The 22,565-nt window shown below is 47.9% G+C and carries 27 protein-coding genes; 19 read left to right on the top strand and 8 right to left on the bottom strand.

Features of this window, described 5'->3' with window-relative positions; genetic code table 11:
- Nucleotides 1–9 precede the first annotated feature (9 nt).
- Together deoC and M3202_RS01860 are read left to right on the top strand one after the other, a co-directional pair.
- A complete protein-coding gene (deoC, locus tag M3202_RS01855) occupies nt 10–684 on the top strand; it encodes a deoxyribose-phosphate aldolase (protein ID WP_251221665.1) in 675 nt (224 codons plus the stop codon).
- A gap of 147 nt (nt 685–831) precedes the next feature.
- Nucleotides 832–1,092, top strand: coding sequence for a metal-sensitive transcriptional regulator (locus M3202_RS01860; RefSeq protein WP_251221666.1), 261 nt, complete (start codon nt 832–834; stop codon nt 1,090–1,092).
- 530 nt (nt 1,093–1,622) lie between these two features.
- Here M3202_RS01860 and M3202_RS01865 read toward each other — a convergent pair.
- The 8 genes from M3202_RS01865 to M3202_RS01900 form a co-directional block, all read right to left on the bottom strand.
- Nucleotides 1,623–2,810, bottom strand: a complete 1,188-nt coding sequence (locus M3202_RS01865) for a chromate transporter (RefSeq protein WP_251221667.1) — start codon at nt 2,808–2,810, stop codon at nt 1,623–1,625.
- 16 nt (nt 2,811–2,826) lie between these two features.
- Nucleotides 2,827–3,135, bottom strand: a complete 309-nt coding sequence (locus M3202_RS01870) for a PadR family transcriptional regulator (protein WP_251221668.1) — start codon at nt 3,133–3,135, stop codon at nt 2,827–2,829.
- Nucleotides 3,136–3,509: 374 nt separating this feature from the next.
- Nucleotides 3,510–4,178: a helix-turn-helix transcriptional regulator gene (locus M3202_RS01875; protein WP_251221669.1), complete on the bottom strand. Its 669-nt coding sequence runs from the start codon at nt 4,176–4,178 to the stop codon at nt 3,510–3,512.
- Nucleotides 4,179–4,469: 291 nt separating this feature from the next.
- On the bottom strand, nt 4,470–5,255 hold the full coding sequence (locus M3202_RS01880) for an ABC transporter permease (RefSeq protein WP_251221670.1): 786 nt from the start codon (nt 5,253–5,255) through the stop codon (nt 4,470–4,472).
- A 3-nt stretch (nt 5,256–5,258) separates the two neighbouring features.
- Nucleotides 5,259–6,050 carry an ABC transporter permease gene (locus M3202_RS01885; RefSeq protein WP_251221671.1) on the bottom strand — a complete coding sequence of 264 codons (792 nt, stop codon included), beginning with the start codon at nt 6,048–6,050 and terminating at the stop codon, nt 5,259–5,261.
- Nucleotides 6,047–7,057 (bottom strand): ABC transporter ATP-binding protein, encoded by a 1,011-nt coding sequence (locus tag M3202_RS01890; RefSeq protein WP_251221672.1) that lies wholly within the window; start codon nt 7,055–7,057, stop codon nt 6,047–6,049. Before M3202_RS01890 ends, M3202_RS01885 begins: the two co-directional genes overlap by 4 nt.
- Before the next feature lie 246 nt (nt 7,058–7,303).
- Nucleotides 7,304–7,699, bottom strand: a complete 396-nt coding sequence (locus M3202_RS01895; protein ID WP_251221673.1) for a DUF4395 family protein — start codon at nt 7,697–7,699, stop codon at nt 7,304–7,306.
- Nucleotides 7,700–7,738: 39 nt separating this feature from the next.
- Nucleotides 7,739–8,668 (bottom strand): Na/Pi symporter, encoded by a 930-nt coding sequence (locus tag M3202_RS01900; protein WP_251221674.1) that lies wholly within the window; start codon nt 8,666–8,668, stop codon nt 7,739–7,741.
- 277 nt (nt 8,669–8,945) lie between these two features.
- On the opposite strand from M3202_RS01900, the gene rpsU reads away from it, so the two are divergent.
- From rpsU to recO, 17 genes are all read left to right on the top strand, one after another.
- Nucleotides 8,946–9,119: a 30S ribosomal protein S21 gene (gene rpsU, locus M3202_RS01905; protein ID WP_003323311.1), complete on the top strand. Its 174-nt coding sequence runs from the start codon at nt 8,946–8,948 to the stop codon at nt 9,117–9,119.
- A 20-nt stretch (nt 9,120–9,139) separates the two neighbouring features.
- Entirely contained in the window at nt 9,140–9,583 is a 444-nt protein-coding gene (locus tag M3202_RS01910; protein WP_251194224.1) for a GatB/YqeY domain-containing protein, read from the top strand.
- A gap of 169 nt (nt 9,584–9,752) precedes the next feature.
- Complete coding sequence (locus M3202_RS01915) at nt 9,753–11,093, top strand: NfeD family protein (protein ID WP_251221675.1); 1,341 nt, start codon at nt 9,753–9,755, stop codon at nt 11,091–11,093.
- A gap of 23 nt (nt 11,094–11,116) precedes the next feature.
- Nucleotides 11,117–12,112, top strand: a complete 996-nt coding sequence (gene floA, locus M3202_RS01920; protein WP_251221676.1) for a flotillin-like protein FloA — start codon at nt 11,117–11,119, stop codon at nt 12,110–12,112.
- A 38-nt stretch (nt 12,113–12,150) separates the two neighbouring features.
- Nucleotides 12,151–12,693 (top strand): YqfB family membrane protein, encoded by a 543-nt coding sequence (locus M3202_RS01925; RefSeq protein WP_251221677.1) that lies wholly within the window; start codon nt 12,151–12,153, stop codon nt 12,691–12,693.
- A 212-nt stretch (nt 12,694–12,905) separates the two neighbouring features.
- Nucleotides 12,906–13,196 (top strand): sporulation protein YqfC, encoded by a 291-nt coding sequence (gene yqfC, locus M3202_RS01930; RefSeq protein ID WP_251221678.1) that lies wholly within the window; start codon nt 12,906–12,908, stop codon nt 13,194–13,196.
- 39 nt (nt 13,197–13,235) lie between these two features.
- Nucleotides 13,236–14,423, top strand: a complete 1,188-nt coding sequence (gene yqfD, locus M3202_RS01935) for a sporulation protein YqfD (protein ID WP_251221679.1) — start codon at nt 13,236–13,238, stop codon at nt 14,421–14,423.
- 5 nt (nt 14,424–14,428) lie between these two features.
- The gene (locus tag M3202_RS01940) at nt 14,429–15,391 is read left to right on the top strand and encodes a PhoH family protein (protein ID WP_251221680.1); all 963 of its coding nucleotides are present in this window, start codon (nt 14,429–14,431) and stop codon (nt 15,389–15,391) included.
- A gap of 6 nt (nt 15,392–15,397) precedes the next feature.
- The gene (locus tag M3202_RS22270; protein WP_285890064.1) at nt 15,398–15,520 is read left to right on the top strand and encodes a hypothetical protein; all 123 of its coding nucleotides are present in this window, start codon (nt 15,398–15,400) and stop codon (nt 15,518–15,520) included.
- A gap of 34 nt (nt 15,521–15,554) precedes the next feature.
- Complete coding sequence (locus tag M3202_RS01945; RefSeq protein ID WP_251221681.1) at nt 15,555–17,729, top strand: HD family phosphohydrolase; 2,175 nt, start codon at nt 15,555–15,557, stop codon at nt 17,727–17,729.
- Nucleotides 17,726–18,196: an rRNA maturation RNase YbeY gene (gene ybeY, locus M3202_RS01950; RefSeq protein WP_251221682.1), complete on the top strand. Its 471-nt coding sequence runs from the start codon at nt 17,726–17,728 to the stop codon at nt 18,194–18,196. The genes M3202_RS01945 and ybeY overlap by 4 nt, the downstream gene beginning before the upstream one ends.
- Entirely contained in the window at nt 18,180–18,569 is a 390-nt protein-coding gene (locus tag M3202_RS01955) for a diacylglycerol kinase (RefSeq protein ID WP_251221683.1), read from the top strand. Before ybeY ends, M3202_RS01955 begins: the two co-directional genes overlap by 17 nt.
- A 50-nt stretch (nt 18,570–18,619) precedes the next feature.
- Nucleotides 18,620–19,360 (top strand): DUF502 domain-containing protein, encoded by a 741-nt coding sequence (locus M3202_RS01960; RefSeq protein WP_251221684.1) that lies wholly within the window; start codon nt 18,620–18,622, stop codon nt 19,358–19,360.
- Complete coding sequence (locus M3202_RS01965) at nt 19,357–19,758, top strand: cytidine deaminase (RefSeq protein ID WP_251221685.1); 402 nt, start codon at nt 19,357–19,359, stop codon at nt 19,756–19,758. Before M3202_RS01960 ends, M3202_RS01965 begins: the two co-directional genes overlap by 4 nt.
- Nucleotides 19,751–20,662 (top strand): GTPase Era, encoded by a 912-nt coding sequence (gene era, locus M3202_RS01970; protein WP_251221686.1) that lies wholly within the window; start codon nt 19,751–19,753, stop codon nt 20,660–20,662. Before M3202_RS01965 ends, era begins: the two co-directional genes overlap by 8 nt.
- 648 nt (nt 20,663–21,310) lie before the next feature.
- Nucleotides 21,311–21,457 carry a YqzL family protein gene (locus M3202_RS01975; protein ID WP_251194211.1) on the top strand — a complete coding sequence of 49 codons (147 nt, stop codon included), beginning with the start codon at nt 21,311–21,313 and terminating at the stop codon, nt 21,455–21,457.
- A 42-nt stretch (nt 21,458–21,499) separates the two neighbouring features.
- Nucleotides 21,500–22,255: a DNA repair protein RecO gene (recO, locus tag M3202_RS01980; RefSeq protein WP_251221687.1), complete on the top strand. Its 756-nt coding sequence runs from the start codon at nt 21,500–21,502 to the stop codon at nt 22,253–22,255.
- Nucleotides 22,256–22,565: the final 310 nt, after the last annotated feature.

The raw sequence follows: 22,565 nt of genomic DNA on the forward strand, positions 1-22,565 counted from the left end.
ATGAGAACGATGACTCAATCTATTGCTTCATTTATTGATCATACAGCCTTGAAGGCAGACACAACAAAAGAGCAGATCATCACATTGTGTGAAGAGGCGAAAGCGTACCAATTTGCTTCTGTCTGCGTCAATCCGACATGGGTAAAGCTGGCTGCGGAGCTATTAAAGGATGAAGAAAATGTAAAAGTATGCACGGTAATCGATTTTCCTCTTGGCGCCTCGACAGCGGAGGTTAAGCATTTTGAAACCGTCAATGCGATTGAAAACGGAGCAGGCGAAGTCGATATGGTCATTAATATCGCCGCGTTGAAAGCGAAGAACGACGAATTCGTTGAACGCGATATTCGGACGGTTGTCGAAGCCGCTAAAGGGAAAGCTTTAACAAAAGTCATTATTGAATCATGCCTGCTGACGGACGAAGAGAAAAAGAGAGCATGTCAAATAGCGGTGCGGGCCGGTGCTGATTTTGTCAAGACATCTACCGGTTTCTCGACCGGTGGGGCGACGGTGGAAGATATCAGACTGATGAGAGAAACGGTCGGTCCTGACATTGGGGTAAAGGCCTCTGGCGGGGTTCGTGATTTAGAAGGAGCGCGGGCGATGATCGAAGCCGGTGCGACGAGAATCGGGGCGAGCGCGGGAGTCGCGATTGTTAACGGTGAAAAAGGCGAATCAGGCTATTAAGACGATTGACAGTTTTTGGGGATTTATTATATGCTTACGTGAGTATTATGAATGAAAAGCCGAGCCTGTATGAAAGGCATAGGACAAGCCTGACCTTAACGTGCCGATTAAGGAAGCGCGATATTTCGTGAAAGAGAGGGAGACTCAATGGAATATACGCCGGAGATGAAAAATCGTTTGAAACGGATAGAAGGACAAGTGAGAGGCGTTTTGCGATTAATGGAAGAAGGACAGGATTGCAAATCCGTTATTACGCAAATGTCGGCAGCGAAATCAGCGATGGACAAGGCGATGGCCTATATCGTTGCCAAAAATATGCAACACTGTCTGCTGGAACAAGTGGAAAAAGGCGAAGAGACAGAGGATGTCGTTGAACAGGCGATTCAGCTCCTTGTCAAAAGCCGCTAATCGTTTACAAGAGTGCGGGAAAAGGCGGGTGAGTCTGCGAGTCGATGTTAACGTGAGCAGTGGCGGGTTCTTCCTGCCAAGGGAGGAAGAAGGAGAAAGACCCTCATGTTCAGAAAATCGTCAACCGATTGTCAGGATTCCGCACCCCCGTACAAGAAAAAAGGTGGCACTCGCCACCTCAGACTGTAGACAAAACGCCTTTGAGAGATGACTCTCAAAGGCGCTTTTACGTTATTTTGTCTCTTTTGGGTTGGTGACTGACACTGGAGGATGTGTGTTTCTCCAGGGTCAGTTGGCTCATTTTTTCAGCAAAAGCAAGCATCGCCTGCATCCAACCCTTTCAGGTTCGTTCAACGCCCTCCTGCGGAAAGCGTGCCCCCCCATCCCGGGAGCGGGGTCGAAGCTCTGGATCGGGACAAATCCTTATACCACCTTTTTTCTTGAGGGCGGAACAGAAGCTGAGTTTGAGATAATAAAGGCGGCAGCTTTACGGGACAGATAAGAGATGAAAAAAACTTTTGTCTAACGCCTTACGCCAGTAAAAATCCGCCTGCTGCTCCTGTAAGGACAATGACCCATGGCGGCAGCTTCCAAAAGACAAGCATGCCGAACAAAATCGCCGCAAGGGCAAAATCAATTGCTGAGAGAATTGAACTCGTCCAGATTGGATGATAGAGAGCGGAAAAGAGAATCCCGACAACCGCCGCATTGACCGCCATTAACACTCCTTTGATCGTGGCGTTTTGCCGCAATAACTGCCAAAACGGCAAAGTCCCGAAAATAAGCAAAAATGCCGGTAAGAAAATGGCGACTGTGGCGAGCAGTCCTCCCTGCCAGCCATTGATTACCGCGCCGATATAAGCGGCAAACGTGAACAATGGACCAGGAACGGCCTGGGCGGCACCGTATCCAGCCAGAAACTGCTCTTCCGTAAGCCAGCCAGTCGGCAGAAATTCCCGCTCAAGCAAAGGTAACACGACATGACCTCCGCCAAAGACAAGTGAGCCGGCGCGATAAAAACTGTCAAACAACGCTACCGCCTGCAGGCTGGATACTTCCCGCAAAATAGGCAGAGCAACGAGTAAAGCGAAAAACAATGTTAAACAGCCCGCGGCAAACCGTTGCGAAATCAGGAATGTCCCTTCACTCTCCGAAGGTTCGATCGTTTGCCGGCGATAGAGCAGGAACCCGGCAAACCCGGCCGCCAGAATGACGCCGACCTGGGTAAAGGCCGTTTGCCATAACAGCGTAACAACGAGCGCGAGGAGAGCGAGCGTTCTTCTTTGGACATCAGGTGTTAAATTTTTGGCCATTCCTAAAATAGCATGGGCAACGACGACGACAGCAACAATTTTCAGACCGTGGATCCAGCCGTTGTTCCCTAATCCAAACTGGTGCAAAGCTAATGCAAAAAGGATAAGAGCCACCACCGAAGGGAGGGTAAAGCCGATAAATGAGATAATTCCTCCCAATACGCCCGCGCGCATCACGCCGATCCCGATGCCAACCTGGCTGCTCGCCGGACCGGGAAGAAATTGACAGAGCGCGACTAAATCGGCGTAGCTTTTCTCATCGATCCATTTCCTTCGTCGAATATATTCTTCATGAAAATAGCCTAAATGGGCGATTGGACCGCCAAATGAAGTGAAACCGAGCCTTGTGGAAACAAGCAAAATTTCCAGCAAGGACTTGAACGTTGATGTCCGGTTGTCAGGCATACTGATCACCTTCCTTTTACTCGTTTATTTCTTTAAAGAGTTCATATGCTTTCGCTCTCGCTTCGTTTAACACCAATTCCCCTTTAGCGGTTATCGAGTAGTATTTGCGAATTTTTCCATCGACTTTCTGTTCTTCCTTCTCCAGAAGTCCATCCTCCTCCATCGAGTGCAGAATCGGGTATAATGTTCCGGCGCTGATCTGGTAGCCGTGCTCCTTCAATTCTTCCAGCATCCACAGGCCGAAAACCGGATGCTCCTTCGCATGATGGAGGATGTGAATGTGAATGAAACCTAAAAACAGTTTGCGCAACACTTTTTCCTCCAAAGCACCATCCTCCTTCCAGTAACTAGTGATATCGAAACCCGATATCGAGAATCTAACAAAACGTTTTATTTTCCGCAAGGGCGCCGGAACATTCTTAATAAAATCTTTACATGTATAGGAGTGAAGTGATGAAGGAAGGGAGGCAGAAAGGGGATGGTTTAAACAAGAAGAGCTTGAGTCAAAACGAGCTTTGACAAGTCGGCAATGGCTTCACACGCCACAAGCCGGTTGTGAGTGGGTTTCTCACAACCGGCTTTAAAAGATCGCGGCGGCTACGTTCATTGCTTAGAGGGTGGATCTAAAGTATTTTACCTACATCACTATCTGAACAAATGAAAAAAGGGTAATCCGCCACTCCTGAAATATAATTCAATTTAGCTATTAATATCAGATATATGGAACGGAATCAATTTATCCGATTTGTCTCCGTGCCATTTCAGCGTTATAGCATCATTTGCTACATGTTGATTAATGAAAACAGACTGGATCGCCTGAACCGTTCGCTGTGTATCAAAAATGTTGAAAATGCTGAATGACCAATTTGTTTGCACAGTTAACTTTCCATTATCATTGAAAACTAATAAATCATCCGCTACAGGTTTAAAGAACACATTTTTAGATTTTATATCTGCATGAATGGTTGTATTCCAATCTCTGTCTGGATTTTCTCCATTGTAACTAATATCCCTGATCAGATTAACATTACTTAGTTCCAGACTGTTTACATTAGCTTGAAATGATGTAGTGCTTACTAATGTATTGATTAACAATACTGCTAAAATAACTACTACACTTACTAACATCTTTTTTTGTTTAAGGCCGAAGTTTAATTTTCGCACCATTTTCTCATCCTCTCTTAGTAAAAAATCTAAAGAAACATGAAAGCAGTCGCAAAGGACAATGACCATTTCTAAGTCCGGGTAGCTCCTCCCAGTTTCCCAACTTGATATCGTTGATCTTGACACTTGTAATTTTTCAGCTAATTGCTCTTGAGTTAAATGGTGGTCTGCTCTTAGCTTTTTGATTTTTCGTGATAAATTCATCATTTGTCTCCTTTCTGAGATTAGAATATTTGAGAGTGAAGGAAATGACTAGATAAGCTCTTTCACATCCTGATTTTTTCAGAGACAAGATTCTTGTCATCGTTGATATAGCAGCGTTTCTTAACCTTTTTCTTCACAGATCAAGACAATAGTAAAAGAGCACGATCCTCAAGTAGGAACAATGCTCTTCAAAAAAACCGTCTTTATTTATAGGATGGACATTTAAATACTAGGTTCCGCTTCGGGAAAGTGTCAAAATGTCCGCAGGATTGGCAATGGCGCCACTTCTCATCAATTCCCGGCTCCGCGGTACTTTTTCACTCCGGCGTTCCAGAGCAGGACGGAGAGCGTTAAAAAGATCACACCCATCACCGGTGTCAGAAAGGCGTACCCATACCATTCTTCCCGCTCGAGGAAATAAGCGGCCGGGTAGACGCCGACGAAGGCGAACGGCAAAATCCAAGTGAGAACGAAGCGGATGACACGGTGGTAAATGTCGACCGGGTAGCGGCCGTAGTTGCCGATGTTATACATCATCGGCATAATATCAGTGCGGCTGTCCGACCAGAAGCTGATGCTGGCAATTGAGATAAAAATACCAGCGTAAATTAGCGTGCCACCGCCGACCATTGCAATAAAGACGAGCGCGTCATACCAGGCAAAGGACAAACCGAGAGTTGATCCGGCGTAGAGCATGATCACAATCCCGGTAATCACGCCGAATAACGATTCAAGCTCCATCCTTTCCAAAATAATTTGAAACAGGCTGTAAATCGGTCTTGTCAGCACCCGGTCGAATTCGCCTTTGACAATGTAGCGCTCATTGAAATCCCAAATGTTGAAAAACGCGCTAAAGAAGGCGTACGGGACGAGAAAAAAGCCATAAATAAAGATGATTTCCTCCCGGTTCCAGCCACTTAACAAAGTAGTATGGCCGAAGACGACTAAAATAAAGACAAAGTTAACCGCTTGAAACAATAAGTCCGAAAAAATTTCAACAACCGTATCGACGCGGTACGTGAGCCGCGTTTTTAAATATTGTGAGGCATATTGAAAGAAAATCGATAAATAGAACATCAGCTAACCTCCTTGCACGATCAGCTGTTTTTTCGCCAACATCCATAAAAGCTGAAGCGGGATCAGCAAAACCACTGCCCAAAACGCTTGCAGCATGAGGGCGGTATACATTTCATTGCCGCTGAATCCTTCAGTGAAAATCATGCTTGGAATATAGCTGATCGCCTGAAATGGCAAATACATCATGACCGACTGGGCCCACAGCGGATAAAAAGAAATCGGGAGAAGCAGGCCGGAAAATAAATCAATCACGACTCGTTTCGCGCGAATCAAGCCCGAATTATTAAATAAGAAAAACGTTAAAATCCCCGTCAGCAAATTGATTTGTGTGTTGACAATAAAGCTGAACAGCAGAGAAACGAAAAAGAAGAGCCATGTCGTCGCGCTGGCGGAAAAGCTGACCGGAAACAGCAAAGCGACGATCACCATTCCGGGCACGGAAAAGAATAACAGACGAAAGATGCCTTCGCCGAGCGCCTGCATCGTTTTCATCCCTAAATAGTTGTAGGGCCGGATCATTTCAATCGCGACTTTCCCTTCTTTAATCTCCATCGCAATCTCGCGGTCGATATTATTGAAATAGAAGGCGCGCGCCATCCAGGCTACGGCGATATAGGTCGTCATCTGCAGCACGCTCAGTCCTTCAATGTCTTCCTTGCCGCCATAAATCGCTGTCCATAAAAAGTAATAGGCGGCGATATTAATGCTGTAGATTAAAATGCCGCTATAATAATTTGTCCGGTAGGCGAGCATCATCAAAAAGCGGATCCGAATCATTTCAATATAGGAATTCATGAGATCGCCATTCCTTCTTCATAAATCTTGCGGATCATTTCCTCTGTTGACACTTTGTTCATGCGGACATTGCTGATCGGATTAGCCTCAATAACGGTGCTGATCAGCTTTGATACAGCGCGCTCATCGCCATTCAACTGAGCGAGCCACGTCGTTGCGTCTTTCTGTTCCCAGTAGACTTGCGGAAGCTGGGGCAGATTGGCAGCCGCGACGGGTTCAATAAACTCGAACTCGACCTGCTTCCCTTCGACCGCCCCGGCCTGAAGCTGATCAAGTCGCCCGTCATAGACGATTTTTCCTTCATCGAGGAGCACAACCCGTTCACACAGCGCTTCGATGTCACTGAGATCGTGCGTAGTCAATAAAATCGTCGTATTGTACGTTTCATTGATTTCCTTTAAAAATTCCCGGATTTTCAGCTTGACGAGCACATCAAGCCCGATTGTCGGCTCATCCAAAAAGAGGAGCGGCGGGTTATGGATCAGGGCGGCGGCTAATTCACAGCGCATGCGCTGGCCGAGAGAAAGCTTGCGGACCGGCTTGTCCAGCAACGGCCCGATGTCCAAGGTTTCAATCACATGGCTCATATGCGAGTTGTAATCTTCATCAGAGACACGGTACACCTTCTTTAACAGCCTGAAAGACTCCTGCACGGCAATATCCCACCAGAGCTGAGAGCGCTGGCCGAAGACAACACCGATTGTCCTGACGAATTGTTCACGCTCTTTGTGCGGATTCATCCCATTCACGAGCACGGTGCCTGATGTCGGCGTCAGGATGCCTGTCAGCATTTTGATCGTCGTTGATTTACCTGCCCCGTTTTCGCCGATATAGCCGACCATTTCCCCCTGCTTAATCGTTAAGGAAATATCATCGACGGCAGCCATCACCTTATAATTCCGCGTTAATAAATCGCGAAAGGCGCCAGTCAGCCCGGAGCGGCTCGAATACGATTTAAACTCTTTTCGTAAATTAGTAACCTGTATAATATTTTGCTTGATGTCCATTTCTCTTCCTCCAAGCTCTTACTCTATTAAAACAAAGTATAGTTTACCTCTAAGGAAGGATGACAGCAAGCATCTGGCCCGATTCCGTGACGATCGGACAAAACTTGGCGGCATATAGCAGCAATCGCTTTCCTCATAACGGGCTTTAAAAGATAGTAACGCTTGTCCAGCTGAGGGGCCGGGCAAAAGGCAACAACCTTTGACCCGGCCCCGCTGAAACGGCCCATACTGATTCAGATTGGCATGTTACTGATTCTTCCACATAAGGTAGCGATACCGGATCGTGCAGCCGATGCAGAAGCCGAAAAGAGCAAGGAGTGCAGCTGCCGCGACGGCAATGCCAAAAAATAGAGTGAGTAGACCAGCGTTTAAAAGAGAACTGATTAACGCCAGCCCGAGGCAGATCGTCGCGATCCACTGGTTGAAGAGCTGCTGCTGACGGTCCTCCTGAATATAGGAAAATAGAGGCTTTCTCAGAAAAGGTCTTGTGACTTCAATTAGTGGATTGCGCTTTCTCAGCAGAGTAATGACGCCATTCAGAAAAGGAAGCAGCAAGATCCAGTGTGAAAAAATCAGACCGGCGGTAACGGTGATCACGATAAAAAGCTGGTTCAATTGGACGAGAGGTTTTGGAATGCCCAAGATGTCACCTCCTTATGATTGTCTGGTTTGACTGTCTCGCTAACGGAGATCAGCATGCAGCCACTCGATAAAGCGGGTAAATGGTGTGACGAAAAATAGCATAACGAGAGAACAAACGACATTAAAGATTAAACTCGCATGCGCCAGCTGCATCATCGGTGTTGAAGTAAGGCTGCTGGCAAGTTCACCGAGCCAGCCGATTAAAGGAAGAAACAGGAGCACACCAAGTACATTTAACCAGATGTTAGCATAGGCGACCTGCTTTGCGTTTTTACCAGAACCGATACTGGCGAGATAGGCGGTGATACATGTGCCGATGTTTGCGCCGAGCATAATGGCAATGCCGGCCGACAGTTCCAGCAAATGATCATTCATGAACCCCATCGCGATAGCGGTAGTCGCCGTGCTTGATTGAATCAGCGCCGTCAGCACAGTGCCGATGCCGATACCTAACAGCTCGTACTCATTCGTTAAGTCAAAAAACGCATGGACAAACGGGATCGTTGCCAGCGGATAGGCGAGCTGCTCCAGTCCGTTCATGGAAATAAAAATACAGGCAAGGCCAAAAAACAAGCAGCCAAATGAGTAAGCGTTAGAATGAGGCAACAGCAAAAAAAGCAAGCCTAAAAGCAGGAGCGGCCCAATGAAGAGGGTAAGGTCAAGTGCCAGCAGCTCGGTTGTCATCGTCGTGCCGATATTCGCTCCGAGGATGATGCCGATTGAGTTTCGGAAGCTGAGCAAGCCGGCAGCGACAAGGCCGACCGTCATCACCATAATCGCCGAGCTGCTTTGCAGAACCGCTGTCGCGAAAGCCCCGATTAAGAGCCCCATCCAGGCTGTGCGCGTCATCCGTTCAAGCAGGGATTGAAACCTGCTTTTTCCCAGGTGCAGCAATCCGGCGCGCATCACAGTCATCCCAAATAAAAATAAAGCAATAAAAACAGCAAGCAAGGAAAATAACTCTTTCATGACGCCACTCACCTCTCTCTTCACTCTATGGACAATCGCTGACAAGCATGACAAAAAAGGAAAAAAATCTATGAAGCAGCGAATGGAAGGAGCGGCGCGAAAAAAGATATTATTTTACTCACGAATAAAAGGGAGATAAAGATGATGAAATCGCCTTTTTTTTCGCTTATTTCCTGATTTTAAGTTGACCAGCATATCTCTCTATATTATAATGCTATAAGACGTGCATGAAGAGGTGTATGTCTTGAGTTGGTTGTTTCGGAGGGAGGGAAATATAATGGCAGAAACTCGTGTTCGCAAAAACGAATCGATTGATGCTGCACTTCGTCGCTTCAAGAGATCACTCTCTAAAGAAGGAACGTTGGCTGAGGTTAAAAAGCGCAAGCACTACGAAAAGCCGAGTGTGAAACGCAAGAAGAAATCTGAAGCAGCAAGAAAACGTAAGTTCTAATTGGTGAGAGGGTGTTTCCATTGAATCTTCTTGAACGTTTAAATCAGGATATGAAGACTGCGATGAAGAACAAGGAAAAGCAAAAACTCTCGGTCATCCGTATGGTAAAGTCGTCGTTGCAAAACGAGCAAATTAAGCTCGGACGTGAGTTGACAGACGATGATAGCCTTACGGTGCTTAATCGCGAACTGAAACAACGCAAGGATTCCCTCCATGAGTTTGAACAAGCAAACCGTGAAGATTTAGCTTCCAAGCTACGTGATGAAATTACTGTGCTTGAAGACTATATGCCAGAGCAGCTTTCTGATGAAGAGGTTTCGCAGATCGTTCAAGCAACGATTAAGGAAGTCGGAGCTACCACCAAAGCAGATATGGGTAAGGTCATGGGAGCAATCATGCCGAAGGTTAAAGGAAAAGCTGATGGTGGTCTTGTGAATCGTCTCGTGCAACAACACTTATCATAACATATGACACAAACGCTTCATCTCTTACAAAACGGGGGATGAAGCGTTTTTTGTGTAAGGCGATTTGATAAAGAAAAAGCTAGAGGATAAAATAGTTTTGAAAGAAGTGAAACCATCCATGCCGGTTATTCGTAACAAGAAGGTAAGAAAAAAAGAGAGGAGGGAAGGTATGGGGGAAAGGCGTCAGTGGCTGGCTGTGTCCCTGTTGCTGTTTGTCGTTGTCTGCTGCTTCCTTGTTCCGGCATCAGCTGTACATAGCAATGAAGAGCAGGGAGACGGACCACTCGTTTATTATATCCCGGTGGAACAAACCGTTGAGCGCGGGCTGGAAGCTTTTATGAAGAGGTCGTTTGAGACGGCGATTGCCGAGGGCGCGACACATTTGGTGCTTGAAATGGATACCCCGGGGGGAGCCGTCGATGCAGCGGGAGATATCGCCACGCTCATCCAGGAGACGGACATTCCTGTCATTACATTTGTTAGAAGCAAGGCGATTTCAGCGGGAGCTTACATCGCGCTGAATACGGATCAAATCATTATGACGCCGAGGGCAACGATGGGATCAGCGAAGGTTATTGACGGTGCGGGAAATGCAGCCGAAGAGAAAACGCAGTCATACTGGCTTGCGGAAATGCGCGGAGCAGCTGAATTAAACGGGCGCGATCCGGTCTATGCAGCGGCGATGGCCGATGAGCGGATTGATCTGCCTGAACTTGGCGCCCCCGCCGGAGAGCTGTTAACCTTGACCGCCGATCAGGCGTTGGAGATCGACTATGCGGAAGCGATTGTGACGAGCCGCGAAGAACTGTTGGCCCATCTTGGCTTAGAAGATGCGGTTGAACGCGAGATGGAGATCACGTTTGCCGAACAGTTGGCGCGCTTTGTTACCCACCCAATCGTTATCCCGATCCTGTTGTCAGTCGGCAGTCTCGGCCTGGTACTCGAATTGTATTCACCCGGGTTCGGGATTCCGGGCATTATGGGCATTTCAGCGTTGCTGCTATTTTTCTTCGGTCATATGTTTGCCGGTTTTGCCGGACTTGAAGCACTGATTCTGTTTATCGTTGGCTTTATCCTGATTTTGGTTGAGATTTTTGTTCCCGGGTTTGGAATTTTCGGTTTGCTCGGGGTCGGAGCGCTAATCGGCGGGATGCTGCTGGCATCGTTTTCGACGACGCTCATGTTGATTTCTCTTGCGATTGCTTTTGTTGTAACGGCGATTGCCGCTCTCTTTATTTTCCGCTATTTCGGACAAAGAGGGCCGATGAAAAGGGTGATCCACACCGATTCGACCAGCACCGAAAAAGGCTATATTAGCAATGTGACAAGATCAGAGCTGATCGGCGCCAAAGGGGAAACGCTGACTCCTCTTCGACCATCGGGTTCTGCGATTTTTGGCAAGGAACGGCTTGACGTCGTTACCGAGGGAAGCTATATTGGACAGGGAAAGCAAGTAGAGATCGTCTATACCGCCGGATCTCGAATTGTGGTACGTGAAGTAAAGGAATGAATAAAAGAGGAGGAATGTGAAAGATGCCATTGGATATTACGATTTTAATCGGGCTGGCAGTCATTATCATTTTGTTAGCGGTGCTGTTTACATTTGTACCGGTCATGCTGTGGATTTCCGCATTAGCTGCAGGAGTTCGCATCGGAATTTTCGAGCTTGTTGGAATGCGCTTACGTCGTGTTATTCCAGCCCGCGTTGTTAATCCGTTAATCAAAGCGGTCAAAGCGGGTCTTGATCTTAGTACGTCAAAGCTTGAAGGGCACTATCTTGCCGGAGGGAACGTCGACCGCGTCGTTAATGCGCTGATCGCCGCCCAGCGTGCGAATATTGATCTGAGCTTCGAGCGTGCGGCAGCGATTGATCTTGCCGGGCGTGATGTGCTTGAAGCGGTACAAATGAGCGTTAACCCAAAGGTTATTGAAACACCGTTCATTGCCGGTGTGGCGATGGATGGGATTGAAGTAAAGGCGAAAGCACGGATTACGGTGCGAGCCAATATTGACCGCCTTGTCGGGGGTGCCGGTGAAGATACGGTTATCGCCCGCGTCGGGGAAGGGATTGTTTCGACAATCGGTTCGGCCGATAACCATAAGAAGGTGCTTGAAAATCCGGATATGATTTCGCAGACCGTCCTTGCAAAAGGGCTCGATGCCGGAACGGCATTTGAAATTCTCTCGATTGATATTGCCGACATTGATATCGGTAAAAACATCGGGGCAGAGTTGCAAACCGATCAGGCGGAAGCCGACAAGAAGATCGCTCAGGCGAAAGCGGAAGAGCGTCGCGCGATGGCCGTAGCGAAGGAACAGGAAATGAAAGCGAAGGTCGAGGAAATGCGCGCGAAAGTTGTCGAAGCGGAAGCCGAAGTACCAATGGCGCTTTCAGAAGCATTGCGTAAAGGCAACATGGGCGTCATGGACTATATGAATTATCAAAACGTGATGGCTGATACCGACATGCGAGATTCGATCAGCAAAGCAACAGATGGCAACGATTCTCATGCAGACAGAAATCAATAAGAGATGTCTCCCCAAGATGATAAGGAGGAGAACGCATAATGGAAAATTTGCTTAGTCTAATCTTCGAAAATATCTTCCTCGTCTTAATCATCATCGGCGGGATAATCAGCTTCCTCGGCCGTTTAGGCGGCAACCAGAATGAGCAGCAGCGGCAGAAATCACGACCGCAGCAGCAACGGTCCGGCCGTCCGCAGCAGGGCCAGGGGAAAATCGACTGGCGTGAGATTTTCCAGCAGGAGGAAGCGAAGCCGGAACGTCCGCGCAGGTCGACCTATGCCGGTCCAAGTGGCTTGGAGGAAGAACAGCCCCGGCAGACAGCTGAGGTGCAGTTTGAGAGTCCGATCGCCGAGATAGAAGAGGAGCAGCGGCAGCTGAAGAAGCGCTACGAGGAGGCGCGTCGCCGGCAGCAGCGGGCAGCTGAGGCGGCCAGGAGCAGCGAGCAAACGCCACAAAACGGGCAGCTCGATCTTCAGTTAAACCGTTTGTCCAACAATGAGGCGATGAAAGCTGTTGTCTGGGCCGAAGTGCTTGGCCAACCGCGGGCGCGCAAGCCGCATCAAACGTTTCAGCGTCCCCGCTAATTCAACAAAGCAAGTCTTACTGGATTGCATCCGGTAAGGCTTGCTTTTTTTTGTTGAAATGATTCGGTGCTCTAACAAAGGGGTCAAGCACTTCACCTTCACCGTGGAAACGGCGCGGAGGACCGGCGATTGAGAGAAGTCACTTTATGAGATTTGAGTGCTATCCTACGCCGCTTTCACATAAAGATGAAGGAGAGGGGGTGCAGGATAAAATGAAAAAGGTTAGGCAGCAGCTGACAACATGGATGACAAAGCAATTGCAGCTTCCCGCTGATGTCATGATGGACCTGCCACGGATTACGATGATCGGACAGCTTCATATTTACATCGAGAATCACCGTGGGGTCTTGCGCTTCTCGAATCAGGAGCTTAGATTGCTCTTGAAAAATGGTCACCTCTTAATCAAAGGAGATCACTTTGTCATCAAGACAATTTTGCCTGAAGAATTGTTGCTGGAAGGAAGAATTGATCAGGTTCTGTATATAGATGATACCAATACATAAGTGACGTATACCGAGCGTTAAAGGAGGAGACAATTAACAATGAATGCGACTATGATCAACCTGATGCACGGCTATGTGCGTGTCAGCGTCGATGGTGCTTATCCGGAGAGATTGCTTAATCGTTGCATCGAGGAAAAGATTACAATTTGGCACATTCGCCGCATTAGCGAGAATCGGATTGTTTTCTACATGTATGTAAAGGATGTCAGGCGGTTAAGGCCGCTGCTGCGTCTGACAAGCTGTAAGGCGAGATTTATTCAAAGGCGCGGCGGACCGTTCTTTTTCAAGCGGATGCTTGGACGTTCCGGCTTTGTCGCTGGCCTGTGCGGCTTCTTTATCGTGATGTTCGTCTTATCCAATATGATCTGGCATATCGAAATTAAGGGTGCTTCTCCACAGGTTGAGCATGAACTGCGCCAAGTAATGACGGAAATGGGCATCAAGCGGGGCGCATTTCATTTCTCGCTTCCGAGCGTCGAATTAATTCAGCGCGATGTAACAGAAGCGGTGGCCGGCGCGACGTGGGTCGGCGTCCGGAAAAAAGGGACGACCTTTGAGTTCGAGGTCGTCGAGCAGCAGCTGCCTGAGGAAGCGGAGCGTCACAGTCCGCGGCATCTGATTGCGACAAAGGAAGCGGTCATTCATGACATTTTCGTTGAGCACGGCCAGGCGATGGTCAAGCCGAATGATTTTGTGCGCAAAGGCGATATTCTCGTCTCCGGATATATTGGTAAAGAAGGCCGGGCGGAAGTTGTGCCGGCACAGGCGGTTGTACGTGGGGAAATTTGGTACAAGTCAACGGTTTCCATTCCTCTTGAGACGGTGTTCACGACATTGACCGGCGAAAGACAGACAAAGCATTATGTAACATTTTCCGATGTTAGTGTGCCGATCTGGGGCTTTTCGCGGCAAACGTTGGAGCAGTATCAGCCTTTTGAGCAGGAAACTCCAATTCGGATCTGGAAATGGACGCTTCCGTTAACGTATAAACGAGTTGATTATTATGAAACAGATCAGTATGCCCGCTCGTATACAAAGGAGGAAGCGATCGAAGCAGCAAAGGAACGGGCTCGTGTCGATTTAGTGAAGCATTTACCAGAGGAAGCGGAAATACTTGGCGAAAAAGTTTTGCACGAAGCCTTGGGGAATGGTAAAGTTAACTTACAGATTCATTACCAAGTACTCGAAGATATTACATCGGAGAAGCCGATTATTCAAGGAGATTGAGTCTATTGTCAGAAACGAAAACCATTCAGCTAGAAGTGAAGAATGCGAGTGAAACCCAGGCACTTCTCGGTCCGCATGATCGACATTTAAAGCGGATCGAAGAATTACTTGCTGTTACGCTTGTGACAAGGGGAGAGGAAGTCCTTGTGACAGGTGATGCAGAAAAGGTCGCGCTTGTTCATTCTATTCTTGCAGCTTTGATTGAACTGATTAGAAAAGGCATAACTGTATCCGAACGGGATGTGGTTTACGCGGTACAGCTTGCTGAGACGGATCGTCTTGATGAGCTGAATGAGCTCTATAATGAAAAAGTTGCCGTCAACGTTAAAGGGAAGCCGATCATGGCCAAGACGCTCGGTCAGCGTCACTATGTGTCGGCTATTCAAAAGAAGGATATGGTTTTTGGAATCGGACCGGCTGGTACAGGAAAAACCTACTTGGCTGTCGTAATGGCGGTCACTGCCCTTAAAGAAGGGCGGGTCAAGCGGATTGTCCTGACGCGGCCGGCGGTCGAAGCAGGTGAAAGCCTCGGCTTTTTACCCGGCGATTTAAAAGAAAAGGTCGATCCATATTTGCGTCCCCTTTACGATGCCTTACACGATGTCCTTGGCGTCGAGCAGACGACCCGCTTAATGGAGCGAGGAACGATTGAAGTCGCTCCGCTCGCCTACATGCGCGGCCGGACGCTTGACGATGCGTTTGTTATTCTGGATGAGGCGCAAAATACGACGAAGGAACAGATGAAGATGTTCATTACCCGTCTCGGCTTCGGCTCGAAAATGGTGATTAATGGCGACTTGACACAGATTGATCTGCCAAAGGGCAAAAAGTCCGGATTAAAGGTCGCGATTGACATTTTAGCTGGAGTGAAGGATATTGCTTTTATTTATTTACAGCAGTCTGATGTCGTGCGCCACACGCTTGTTCAGCAAATTATCCAGGCCTACGATCAAAGCGAGGACGAGTGAGGAAAAATGGAAAGAGAAGACGTCTTTTTAGAGGAGGCGCTTTATACGGAAGAGGCTGACTCGAAACTGGTTGTCATTTGCGCTGTTTGCGGAGATGATGCGGAGGCAGCCTCTTTTCTTCAAAAGTAAAAGGGATACTAAAGGGGAACCGGGGTGAATTATCATGAGAAGACGCGCACCGATAGATCAGCAAAAATGGTGGAAACAGCTTCGCGATCATCAGTATATTCGAACAATCCTTTTTTTTATCATGGGGATTCTTCTTTACCTGCTTATGCTGGGCAGCGTGATTCCGGACACGCTCGATGTGCGCCTTTCGCAAATCGCTGATCGGGATATTCGGTCTCCTATTACCGTAGAAAATAAAGTGGAAACGGAACGACGGCAAAATGAAGCGATTGATGCCATCTCTCCTGTCTATGACCAGAAACGTGAATATGCGCAAAACCAGGTCGTCAAAGTCAATGATATTTTTGAGCTTGTCATTCAAGTGAAAAATGACTATGAGACAGCTGAAGCGGAGGCCGAGACGGAACGAGAGCTTTCGCAGGAAGAGAAGCTGAATGAACAGCTCGCTCTTGTCGAGCAGGAGCTTTCTGATGGGACAAGCAATGATCTGAGCGAGGAAACATTGCTGACGTTGCTTGCTGCCTCGCCTACGCAGCTGCAGATTGCCAGGGAAGCGACTTCCAATGCCGTATATGAGATAATGAGTGAGCGGATCACGATTCGGGATCTCACTGAAGCAAAGAGTAACGTCAGCAATCAAATTGCAATTTCCACCGTCAGTAATCGCTTATTGCAAGCGATGATTGAAATCGCCCAATTTGCGATTATTCCAAACTACATTTATGACGCCGAAGCGACTGAACGACTGCGCCAGGAAGCGGCAGAAAGCGTTGAGCCGGTCATCATCCGCGAAGGGCAGCTGCTCGTCGAAGAAGGAGAGATTATTAATCATGATCTCTATGAACAGCTTCGCCTCGTCGGTCTGTTGGACGATTCCTTTAACATTTATCCATACATTGGACTTGCTCTGCTCGTCGTGCTTATTATCAGCATGCTTGCTTATTATGTGAATGAATCGCAGACGTCCGTTCAACGAAATAACAGTCATCTGCTGATGTTTACGCTGATTTTTATTTTGACCGTTTCGTTGATTAGAGTCACAAGTATTTTAGAAATCTTTCAAGTTCAGGGGATTGGCTATGTTGTTCCAGTTTCCTTGGGAGCGATGCTGATTACGCTGCTGATCCACACCCGGCTTGCGATCTTTTCAAGCATCATATTTGCCGTCATCGGCAGCGTGCTTTACAGTGATCCGAACAGCGCCGGAACGTTTCATTTCACCTATGGCTTTTATATGCTGTTCAGCTCGTTCGCCGGCGCGTATTTTCTAAGTCGTTCCACGCGGATTTCGCGGATTTTACTGGCGGGGCTGTTTGTTTCAGCGATTAATATTATCGCTGTAGCATCCTTGCTCTTTTTGAAAACTGTGCAGAGCAACTGGTTCGAGCTGGGCATGCATGTCGGCTTTGCCTTTTTGTCCGGCTTCACGTCAGCCGTGCTGACAATCGGACTTCTGCCGTTCTTTGAGGCAGGCTTCGGCATTCTGTCGACGACTAAGCTGATTGAATTATCCAATCCGAATCATCCGCTGCTGCGAAAAATTTTAGTCGAGACACCGGGAACGTATCATCATAGCGTCGTCGTTGGCAATTTGTCAGAAGCGGCCTGTGAAACGATAGGCGAAAACGGTTTACTCGCCCGGGTCGGCTCCTATTATCACGATCTTGGAAAAACAAAGCGGCCTCATTTCTTTATTGAAAACCAGATGAAGATGGAGAATCCGCATGATAAAATATCACCACAGCTTAGTAAAACGATTATTATCGCCCATCCGTATGATGGGGCTGATATGCTGCGGGAATACAAAATGCCGAAAGAAATTATTGATATTGCCGAGCAGCATCACGGAACGACATTATTGAAATATTTCTACCATAAAGCGAATCAGGATTCTGATCATCCATTGCCTGAAGAGCAATTCCGCTATCCGGGGCCGAAAGCGCAAACGAAAGTAGCCGCGATTGTCGGGATTGCTGACAGCGTCGAAGCGGCTGTCAGGACGATTCAAAAGCCGACACCTGATAAAATCGAGTCACTTGTCCGGAAAATCATCCAAAGTCGTCTGGAGGACGGGCAATTCGATGAATCGGATCTTACGCTGAAAGAGCTGGATAAAATTGCTGTTTCCATCTGCGAAACGTTAAAAGGGACCTTCCATCAGCGGATTGAATATCCGGAGGATGCAAAAGGAAAGGGAGACAAAAAATGAAGCTAACTGTTGATATGAATGATGAAACGTCGACAATCACGGAAGCCCAGCAAAGCCTCGTGCGAGAGCTGCTGAAAAAAACCGCTGAACTTGAAAAGCTGGAAGGGGAGACCGAGGTGTCGGTTACATTTGTCAGCCTTGAGCGTATTCAGGAGATCAACCGTGACTATCGCGGCAAGGATCTGCCGACAGATGTCATCTCTTTTGCCTTAAATGATCAGGATGAAGAAGAGCTTGAGGTCGTCGCTGAAGGTCTTCCGAATGTATTGGGGGATATCATCATTTCGGTTTCTCATATCCGTTCCCAGGCCGAGGAGTACGGTCATTCCTTTGAACGGGAGCTTGGCTTTTTAACAGTGCATGGGATGCTTCATCTGCTCGGCTATGATCATCTCACTGAAGAAGAAGAGAAAGACATGTTCTCTCGCCAAGAGGATATCTTGAGCGCCTATGGACTTTCGCGATAGAAACAGAAGAGGAGTCAAGCGGTTACTGGCAGCCTTTGCTTTTGCGTTACAGGGAGTCCGTGATGTGGTCACCCATGAGAAGAATATGCAGCTTCACTTGATCATCGCAGCCGCTGTTCTTGCGCTGGCAGGTTTATTAAGGCTCCCGCTTTTGCACTGGGTTCTTCTACTCTTGGTGATAGCTGGAGTCTTTGCCTTGGAAATGATGAATACAGCAGTGGAGCGGGTCGTCGACCTTTGCACTGAGGAGTTTCACCCGTTAGCCAAGCGGGCAAAGGATATTGCCGCCGGTGCTGTCTTCATGTATTGTTTGTTTGCCGTCGTGATTGGTATCATCCTGTTTCTTCCACCAATCCTTCGACTGCTGAAATAGGACGGGCTGTCGTGAGTGTCAAAGAGTCTGAGCGAAAGGAGCAACCTCCCGTGTGGAAGAGGTTTCAGAAAAACATTATTGCTGGTATTATCTTTTTATTGCCGGCTATTGCAACAATATATGTCTTACAGCTCCTGTTTGGACTGGTGGATGCTTTTCTCGGTTCCTTCATTACAGGAGTGCTGAAGGCGTTAAATATTATCACAACGCATGATGGACGCATTTACTTTCTTGGCGTCTACACCCCTTTCTCTGAACGGCTTCTCGGCATCGGTTTTGTCTTGACCATTCTTTTAGTGACCTGGGTTGGAGCGATGCGGCTGCAGGGAAGGGGAAAAGGGATTTTCGGCTCGATTGACCGGACATTTCGTAAAATTCCGATTGCCAATTCGATTTATACTTCCGTTGAGCAGGTGATTCATGCGTTTGCCCAGGAACGAACCTCGTTTAAAAATGTGGTGCTGGTGGAATATCCCCGTAAAGGTCTTTATACGGTGGGCTTTCAGACGGGAGAGTCAAAAGGCGAGGTTCAACGGCTGACGGCGAAGGACTGCATTAATATTTTTCTGCCGACAACACCAAACCCGACCTCCGGCTGGCTCGTCCTTGTGCCGAAGGAGGATGTCATTGTGCTCAATATGTCTGTTGAACAAGGACTAAAGTTTATTATTTCAGGCGGGGTTGTCGTCCCTCCTGATCCGGGATCGGTTGTTGATCAGATGGAAACAAAAGTAGATGAAGCGAACATGGTCATTCATGTGCGCTCCAAGCGAAAGGATGAAAAAGAATGACCACCGACCGACAGTTAATCGCGGAAGCCAAGAGTGCCCGCGAGCAAGCGTACGTACCTTATTCAAAATTTCCGGTAGGAGCTGCGCTTTTAATGGCAGATGGCACGATTTATCATGGGGCGAATATCGAAAACGCCTCCTTCGGCCTTACCAATTGTGCAGAGCGTACCGCATTGTTTAAAGCATATTCAGAAGGAAACCGCGATGTGAAGGCAATCGCCGTCGTCGCCGATACAAACCGTCCCGTTCCGCCCTGTGGGGCATGTCGCCAGGTAATGGTGGAACTGTGCCCTCCTGATACGAAAGTAGTGTTAACCAATTTAAAAGACGACATCGTCGAGATGACGGTGGCAGAATTGCTCCCCGGAGCATTTACAGCGGAGGATATGGATGAGTAATCAAACAACATTTAAATCAGGCTTTGTCTCAATTATTGGCCGTCCGAATGTAGGGAAATCGACATTGCTAAATTATGTAGTCGGACAAAAAATCGCGATTATGTCTGACAAACCGCAGACGACGCGCAACAAAATTCAAGGTGTCTATACGAGTAACGAGGCGCAAATTGTTTTTATTGATACGCCGGGGATTCACAAGCCGAAGCACAAATTGGGCGACTTCATGATGAAGGTCGCGCAAAATACGCTCGGTGAAGTCGACCTGATTTTATATGTCGTGGATGCGGCAGAAGCGTTCGGACCTGGTGAGGAGTTTATTATAGAACGACTCAAGTCGGCCTCCACCCCTGTTTTTCTCGTCATTAACAAAATCGACAAAATTTCACCCGACGATTTGCTCGGTGTGATTGAAACGTATCGGACGAAACATGATTTCAAAGAGGTGATCCCGATTTCGGCTTTGCAGGGGAATAACGTTCCGGCTTTAATGGAGCAGATCACGGAATACCTTGATGAAGGGCCGCAGTATTATCCGAGCGATCAGGTGACAGACCACCCGGAACGCTTCGTCGTCGCTGAATTAATCCGCGAAAAGGTACTTCATTTAACGAGAGAGGAAATCCCTCACTCCGTTGCAGTGAATGTCGAGCAAATGAAGCGGCGGGAAAACAACGATACCGTCTACATCGGGGCGACGATCATCGTCGAGCGCACCTCACAAAAAGGAATCATCATCGGCAAACAGGGCGCGATGCTGAAAGAGGTCGGCAAACGGGCCCGCACCGACATCGAAACCCTTCTCGGCTCCAAAGTCTATCTCGAGCTCTGGGTCAAAGTCCAAAAAGACTGGCGCAACAAACCAACCCACCTCCGCGACTTCGGCTTCCGCGAAGACGAATATTAGGCAAAAACGCCACAGGGCGCCCTATCCCTGTGGCGTTTTTGTCGAAGAGCGAGCGAAGCCGGCGCCAGATTTTAAAGGGGAGAAGCGTTTTTCTTCTTCCCGCGCGCTGCGAAGCCGCTCCCAATTCAGAAACAGGGCGCCCTATCCCTGTGGCGTTTTTGCCGAAGAGCGAGCGAAGCCGGCGCCAACTCGAAAGTGAAAAAGATGGCAGCGGCTTCGTTCTGCGCAAAGCCTGTACCAAAGTAAGACGCTTTGGTACAGGCTGTAAAACATCGGCGCAGACTTCGCACGCTGCTTCAAGCCTGAAAAAAGGTGAAAACCAACCTTTTTATCTCAGGCTTGCGCCGCGGAGCCGCTCCCAATTCAGAAACAGGGCGCCCGATCCCTGTGGCTTTTTGGTCTAAGAGCGAGCGAAGCCGCTCCCAATTCGGAAACAGGGCGCCCGATCCCTGTGGCGTTTTTGCCTGGGCGAAGGGCCATTGTTTTTTTAAAAGAAAACGATTATGATGAAAGAAAGCAAGAAAAATTTGTCATTGTGTCGTTGTCAAGAGCGGTCAATTAGCAATATTTCCTTAACATGATTACAGGTAAACAAGGTCATCATACAAGTATAGAGCGTTGACGTTTATGACGAAAGGTGGAAACTGTATGCTCGATTTTTCCTGGAAAATCTTTTCAATGACGGGTAATCTGGATACGTACTTGTTAATGAAAGAGCTTGAACGTGAGTCGGACGATCAGTTTGGACAAGAGGACACGGAGGAAAGTGAAGCATTTGACGCTCCAACCCATTAAAAGGTATTGACACCTCACAATCAGACCGTGTGGTGAACCTCAATGATGCAAAAAGTAGAAGGAATTGTGATACGGACAACCGATTATGGAGAATCAAACAAAATTGTCACCCTATATACACGGGAATTCGGAAAGATAGGTGTCATGGCACGAGGGGCGAAAAAGCCGAAAAGCCGGCTAACGGCGGTGTCGCAGCTCTTTATTTATGGAACCTTTCTCTTTCAGAAAAGCACCGGACTCGGGACGCTCCAGCAAGCGGAGATCATCGATTCCTTTAAAGAAGTCAGGCATGATCTGTTTTTGGCGGCCTACGCGGCCTACATCGTCGAAATGACCGACAAGCTGACGGACGAAAAGCAGCCGAATCCGGCGCTGTTTGACCTTTTAGCGAAGACGCTTCATTATATCGATGAAGGGATGGACCGCGACGTCCTGCTGTATATTTTTGAAATGAAAATGCTTGCCGTAGCTGGAATTCGCCCGGAGCTTGACCAATGTGCAAGCTGTGGCCGCGCCGATGAGCCGGCTGCTTTTTCGGTTAAAGAGGCTGGATTTTTATGTGAGCGCTGCTTGTATCGCGATCCGCATGCCTACCGGTTGACGAGTCAAGTAGCGAGGCTGTTGCGGTTGTTTTTTTATATTGAGCTAGATCGGCTTGGACAAATTTCCTTGAAGCCGGAGACGAAACAACAGCTGAAAACGATTATTTCCAGCTACTACGATGAATACTCAGGGTTGAAATTAAAATCAAAGCGGTTCCTTGAACAGCTTGAGCGCATGGATTTCCCGCCTTCATAAATATTGACAGAGCAGTGGAAGTTCAGTTATGATGCTACTAAATGAATAACGTGCGAAGAAGGAAAGAAGTACTTGTCAGCAAGTAAAGAAAGCGAACCTAGGATGGTGTGAGCTAGGGATTTACCCTGATAAAGGAAGGCACTCCCGAGCACAGAATGGTAAAGTGATTTAAGCGGAAGCTCCGTTTAAATAAATAGGGTGGAACCGCGGGAAACAAGCTCTCGTCCCTATGTCATGCGCATGACATAGGGGTGGGGGCTTTTTGTATGAACAGAAGAGCCGCTTGGCGCCTTTTCGATACTTCAAGGAG

The sequence above is a fragment of the Halalkalibacter oceani genome (assembly GCF_023715605.1).
GTDB classification, from domain to species: domain Bacteria; phylum Bacillota; class Bacilli; order Bacillales; family Bacillaceae_D; genus Halalkalibacter; species Halalkalibacter oceani.

What these genes read in the sequence shown, in the direction of transcription:
- deoC (WP_251221665.1), top strand. Translation starts at nt 10, where the DNA reads ATGACTCAATCTATTGCTTCATTTATTGATCATACAGCCTTGAAGGCA.
- M3202_RS01860 (WP_251221666.1), top strand. Translation starts at nt 832, where the DNA reads ATGGAATATACGCCGGAGATGAAAAATCGTTTGAAACGGATAGAAGGA.
- M3202_RS01865 (WP_251221667.1), bottom strand. Translation starts at nt 2,810, where the DNA reads ATGCCTGACAACCGGACATCAACGTTCAAGTCCTTGCTGGAAATTTTG.
- M3202_RS01875 (WP_251221669.1), bottom strand. Translation starts at nt 4,178, where the DNA reads ATGAATTTATCACGAAAAATCAAAAAGCTAAGAGCAGACCACCATTTA.
- M3202_RS01880 (WP_251221670.1), bottom strand. Translation starts at nt 5,255, where the DNA reads ATGTTCTATTTATCGATTTTCTTTCAATATGCCTCACAATATTTAAAA.
- M3202_RS01885 (WP_251221671.1), bottom strand. Translation starts at nt 6,050, where the DNA reads ATGAATTCCTATATTGAAATGATTCGGATCCGCTTTTTGATGATGCTC.
- M3202_RS01890 (WP_251221672.1), bottom strand. Translation starts at nt 7,057, where the DNA reads ATGGACATCAAGCAAAATATTATACAGGTTACTAATTTACGAAAAGAG.
- M3202_RS01900 (WP_251221674.1), bottom strand. Translation starts at nt 8,668, where the DNA reads ATGAAAGAGTTATTTTCCTTGCTTGCTGTTTTTATTGCTTTATTTTTA.
- rpsU (WP_003323311.1), top strand. Translation starts at nt 8,946, where the DNA reads ATGGCAGAAACTCGTGTTCGCAAAAACGAATCGATTGATGCTGCACTT.
- M3202_RS01915 (WP_251221675.1), top strand. Translation starts at nt 9,753, where the DNA reads ATGGGGGAAAGGCGTCAGTGGCTGGCTGTGTCCCTGTTGCTGTTTGTC.
- floA (WP_251221676.1), top strand. Translation starts at nt 11,117, where the DNA reads ATGCCATTGGATATTACGATTTTAATCGGGCTGGCAGTCATTATCATT.
- M3202_RS01925 (WP_251221677.1), top strand. Translation starts at nt 12,151, where the DNA reads ATGGAAAATTTGCTTAGTCTAATCTTCGAAAATATCTTCCTCGTCTTA.
- yqfC (WP_251221678.1), top strand. Translation starts at nt 12,906, where the DNA reads ATGAAAAAGGTTAGGCAGCAGCTGACAACATGGATGACAAAGCAATTG.
- yqfD (WP_251221679.1), top strand. Translation starts at nt 13,236, where the DNA reads ATGAATGCGACTATGATCAACCTGATGCACGGCTATGTGCGTGTCAGC.
- M3202_RS22270 (WP_285890064.1), top strand. Translation starts at nt 15,398, where the DNA reads ATGGAAAGAGAAGACGTCTTTTTAGAGGAGGCGCTTTATACGGAAGAG.
- M3202_RS01945 (WP_251221681.1), top strand. Translation starts at nt 15,555, where the DNA reads ATGAGAAGACGCGCACCGATAGATCAGCAAAAATGGTGGAAACAGCTT.
- ybeY (WP_251221682.1), top strand. Translation starts at nt 17,726, where the DNA reads ATGAAGCTAACTGTTGATATGAATGATGAAACGTCGACAATCACGGAA.
- M3202_RS01955 (WP_251221683.1), top strand. Translation starts at nt 18,180, where the DNA reads ATGGACTTTCGCGATAGAAACAGAAGAGGAGTCAAGCGGTTACTGGCA.
- M3202_RS01965 (WP_251221685.1), top strand. Translation starts at nt 19,357, where the DNA reads ATGACCACCGACCGACAGTTAATCGCGGAAGCCAAGAGTGCCCGCGAG.
- era (WP_251221686.1), top strand. Translation starts at nt 19,751, where the DNA reads ATGAGTAATCAAACAACATTTAAATCAGGCTTTGTCTCAATTATTGGC.
- M3202_RS01975 (WP_251194211.1), top strand. Translation starts at nt 21,311, where the DNA reads ATGCTCGATTTTTCCTGGAAAATCTTTTCAATGACGGGTAATCTGGAT.
- recO (WP_251221687.1), top strand. Translation starts at nt 21,500, where the DNA reads ATGATGCAAAAAGTAGAAGGAATTGTGATACGGACAACCGATTATGGA.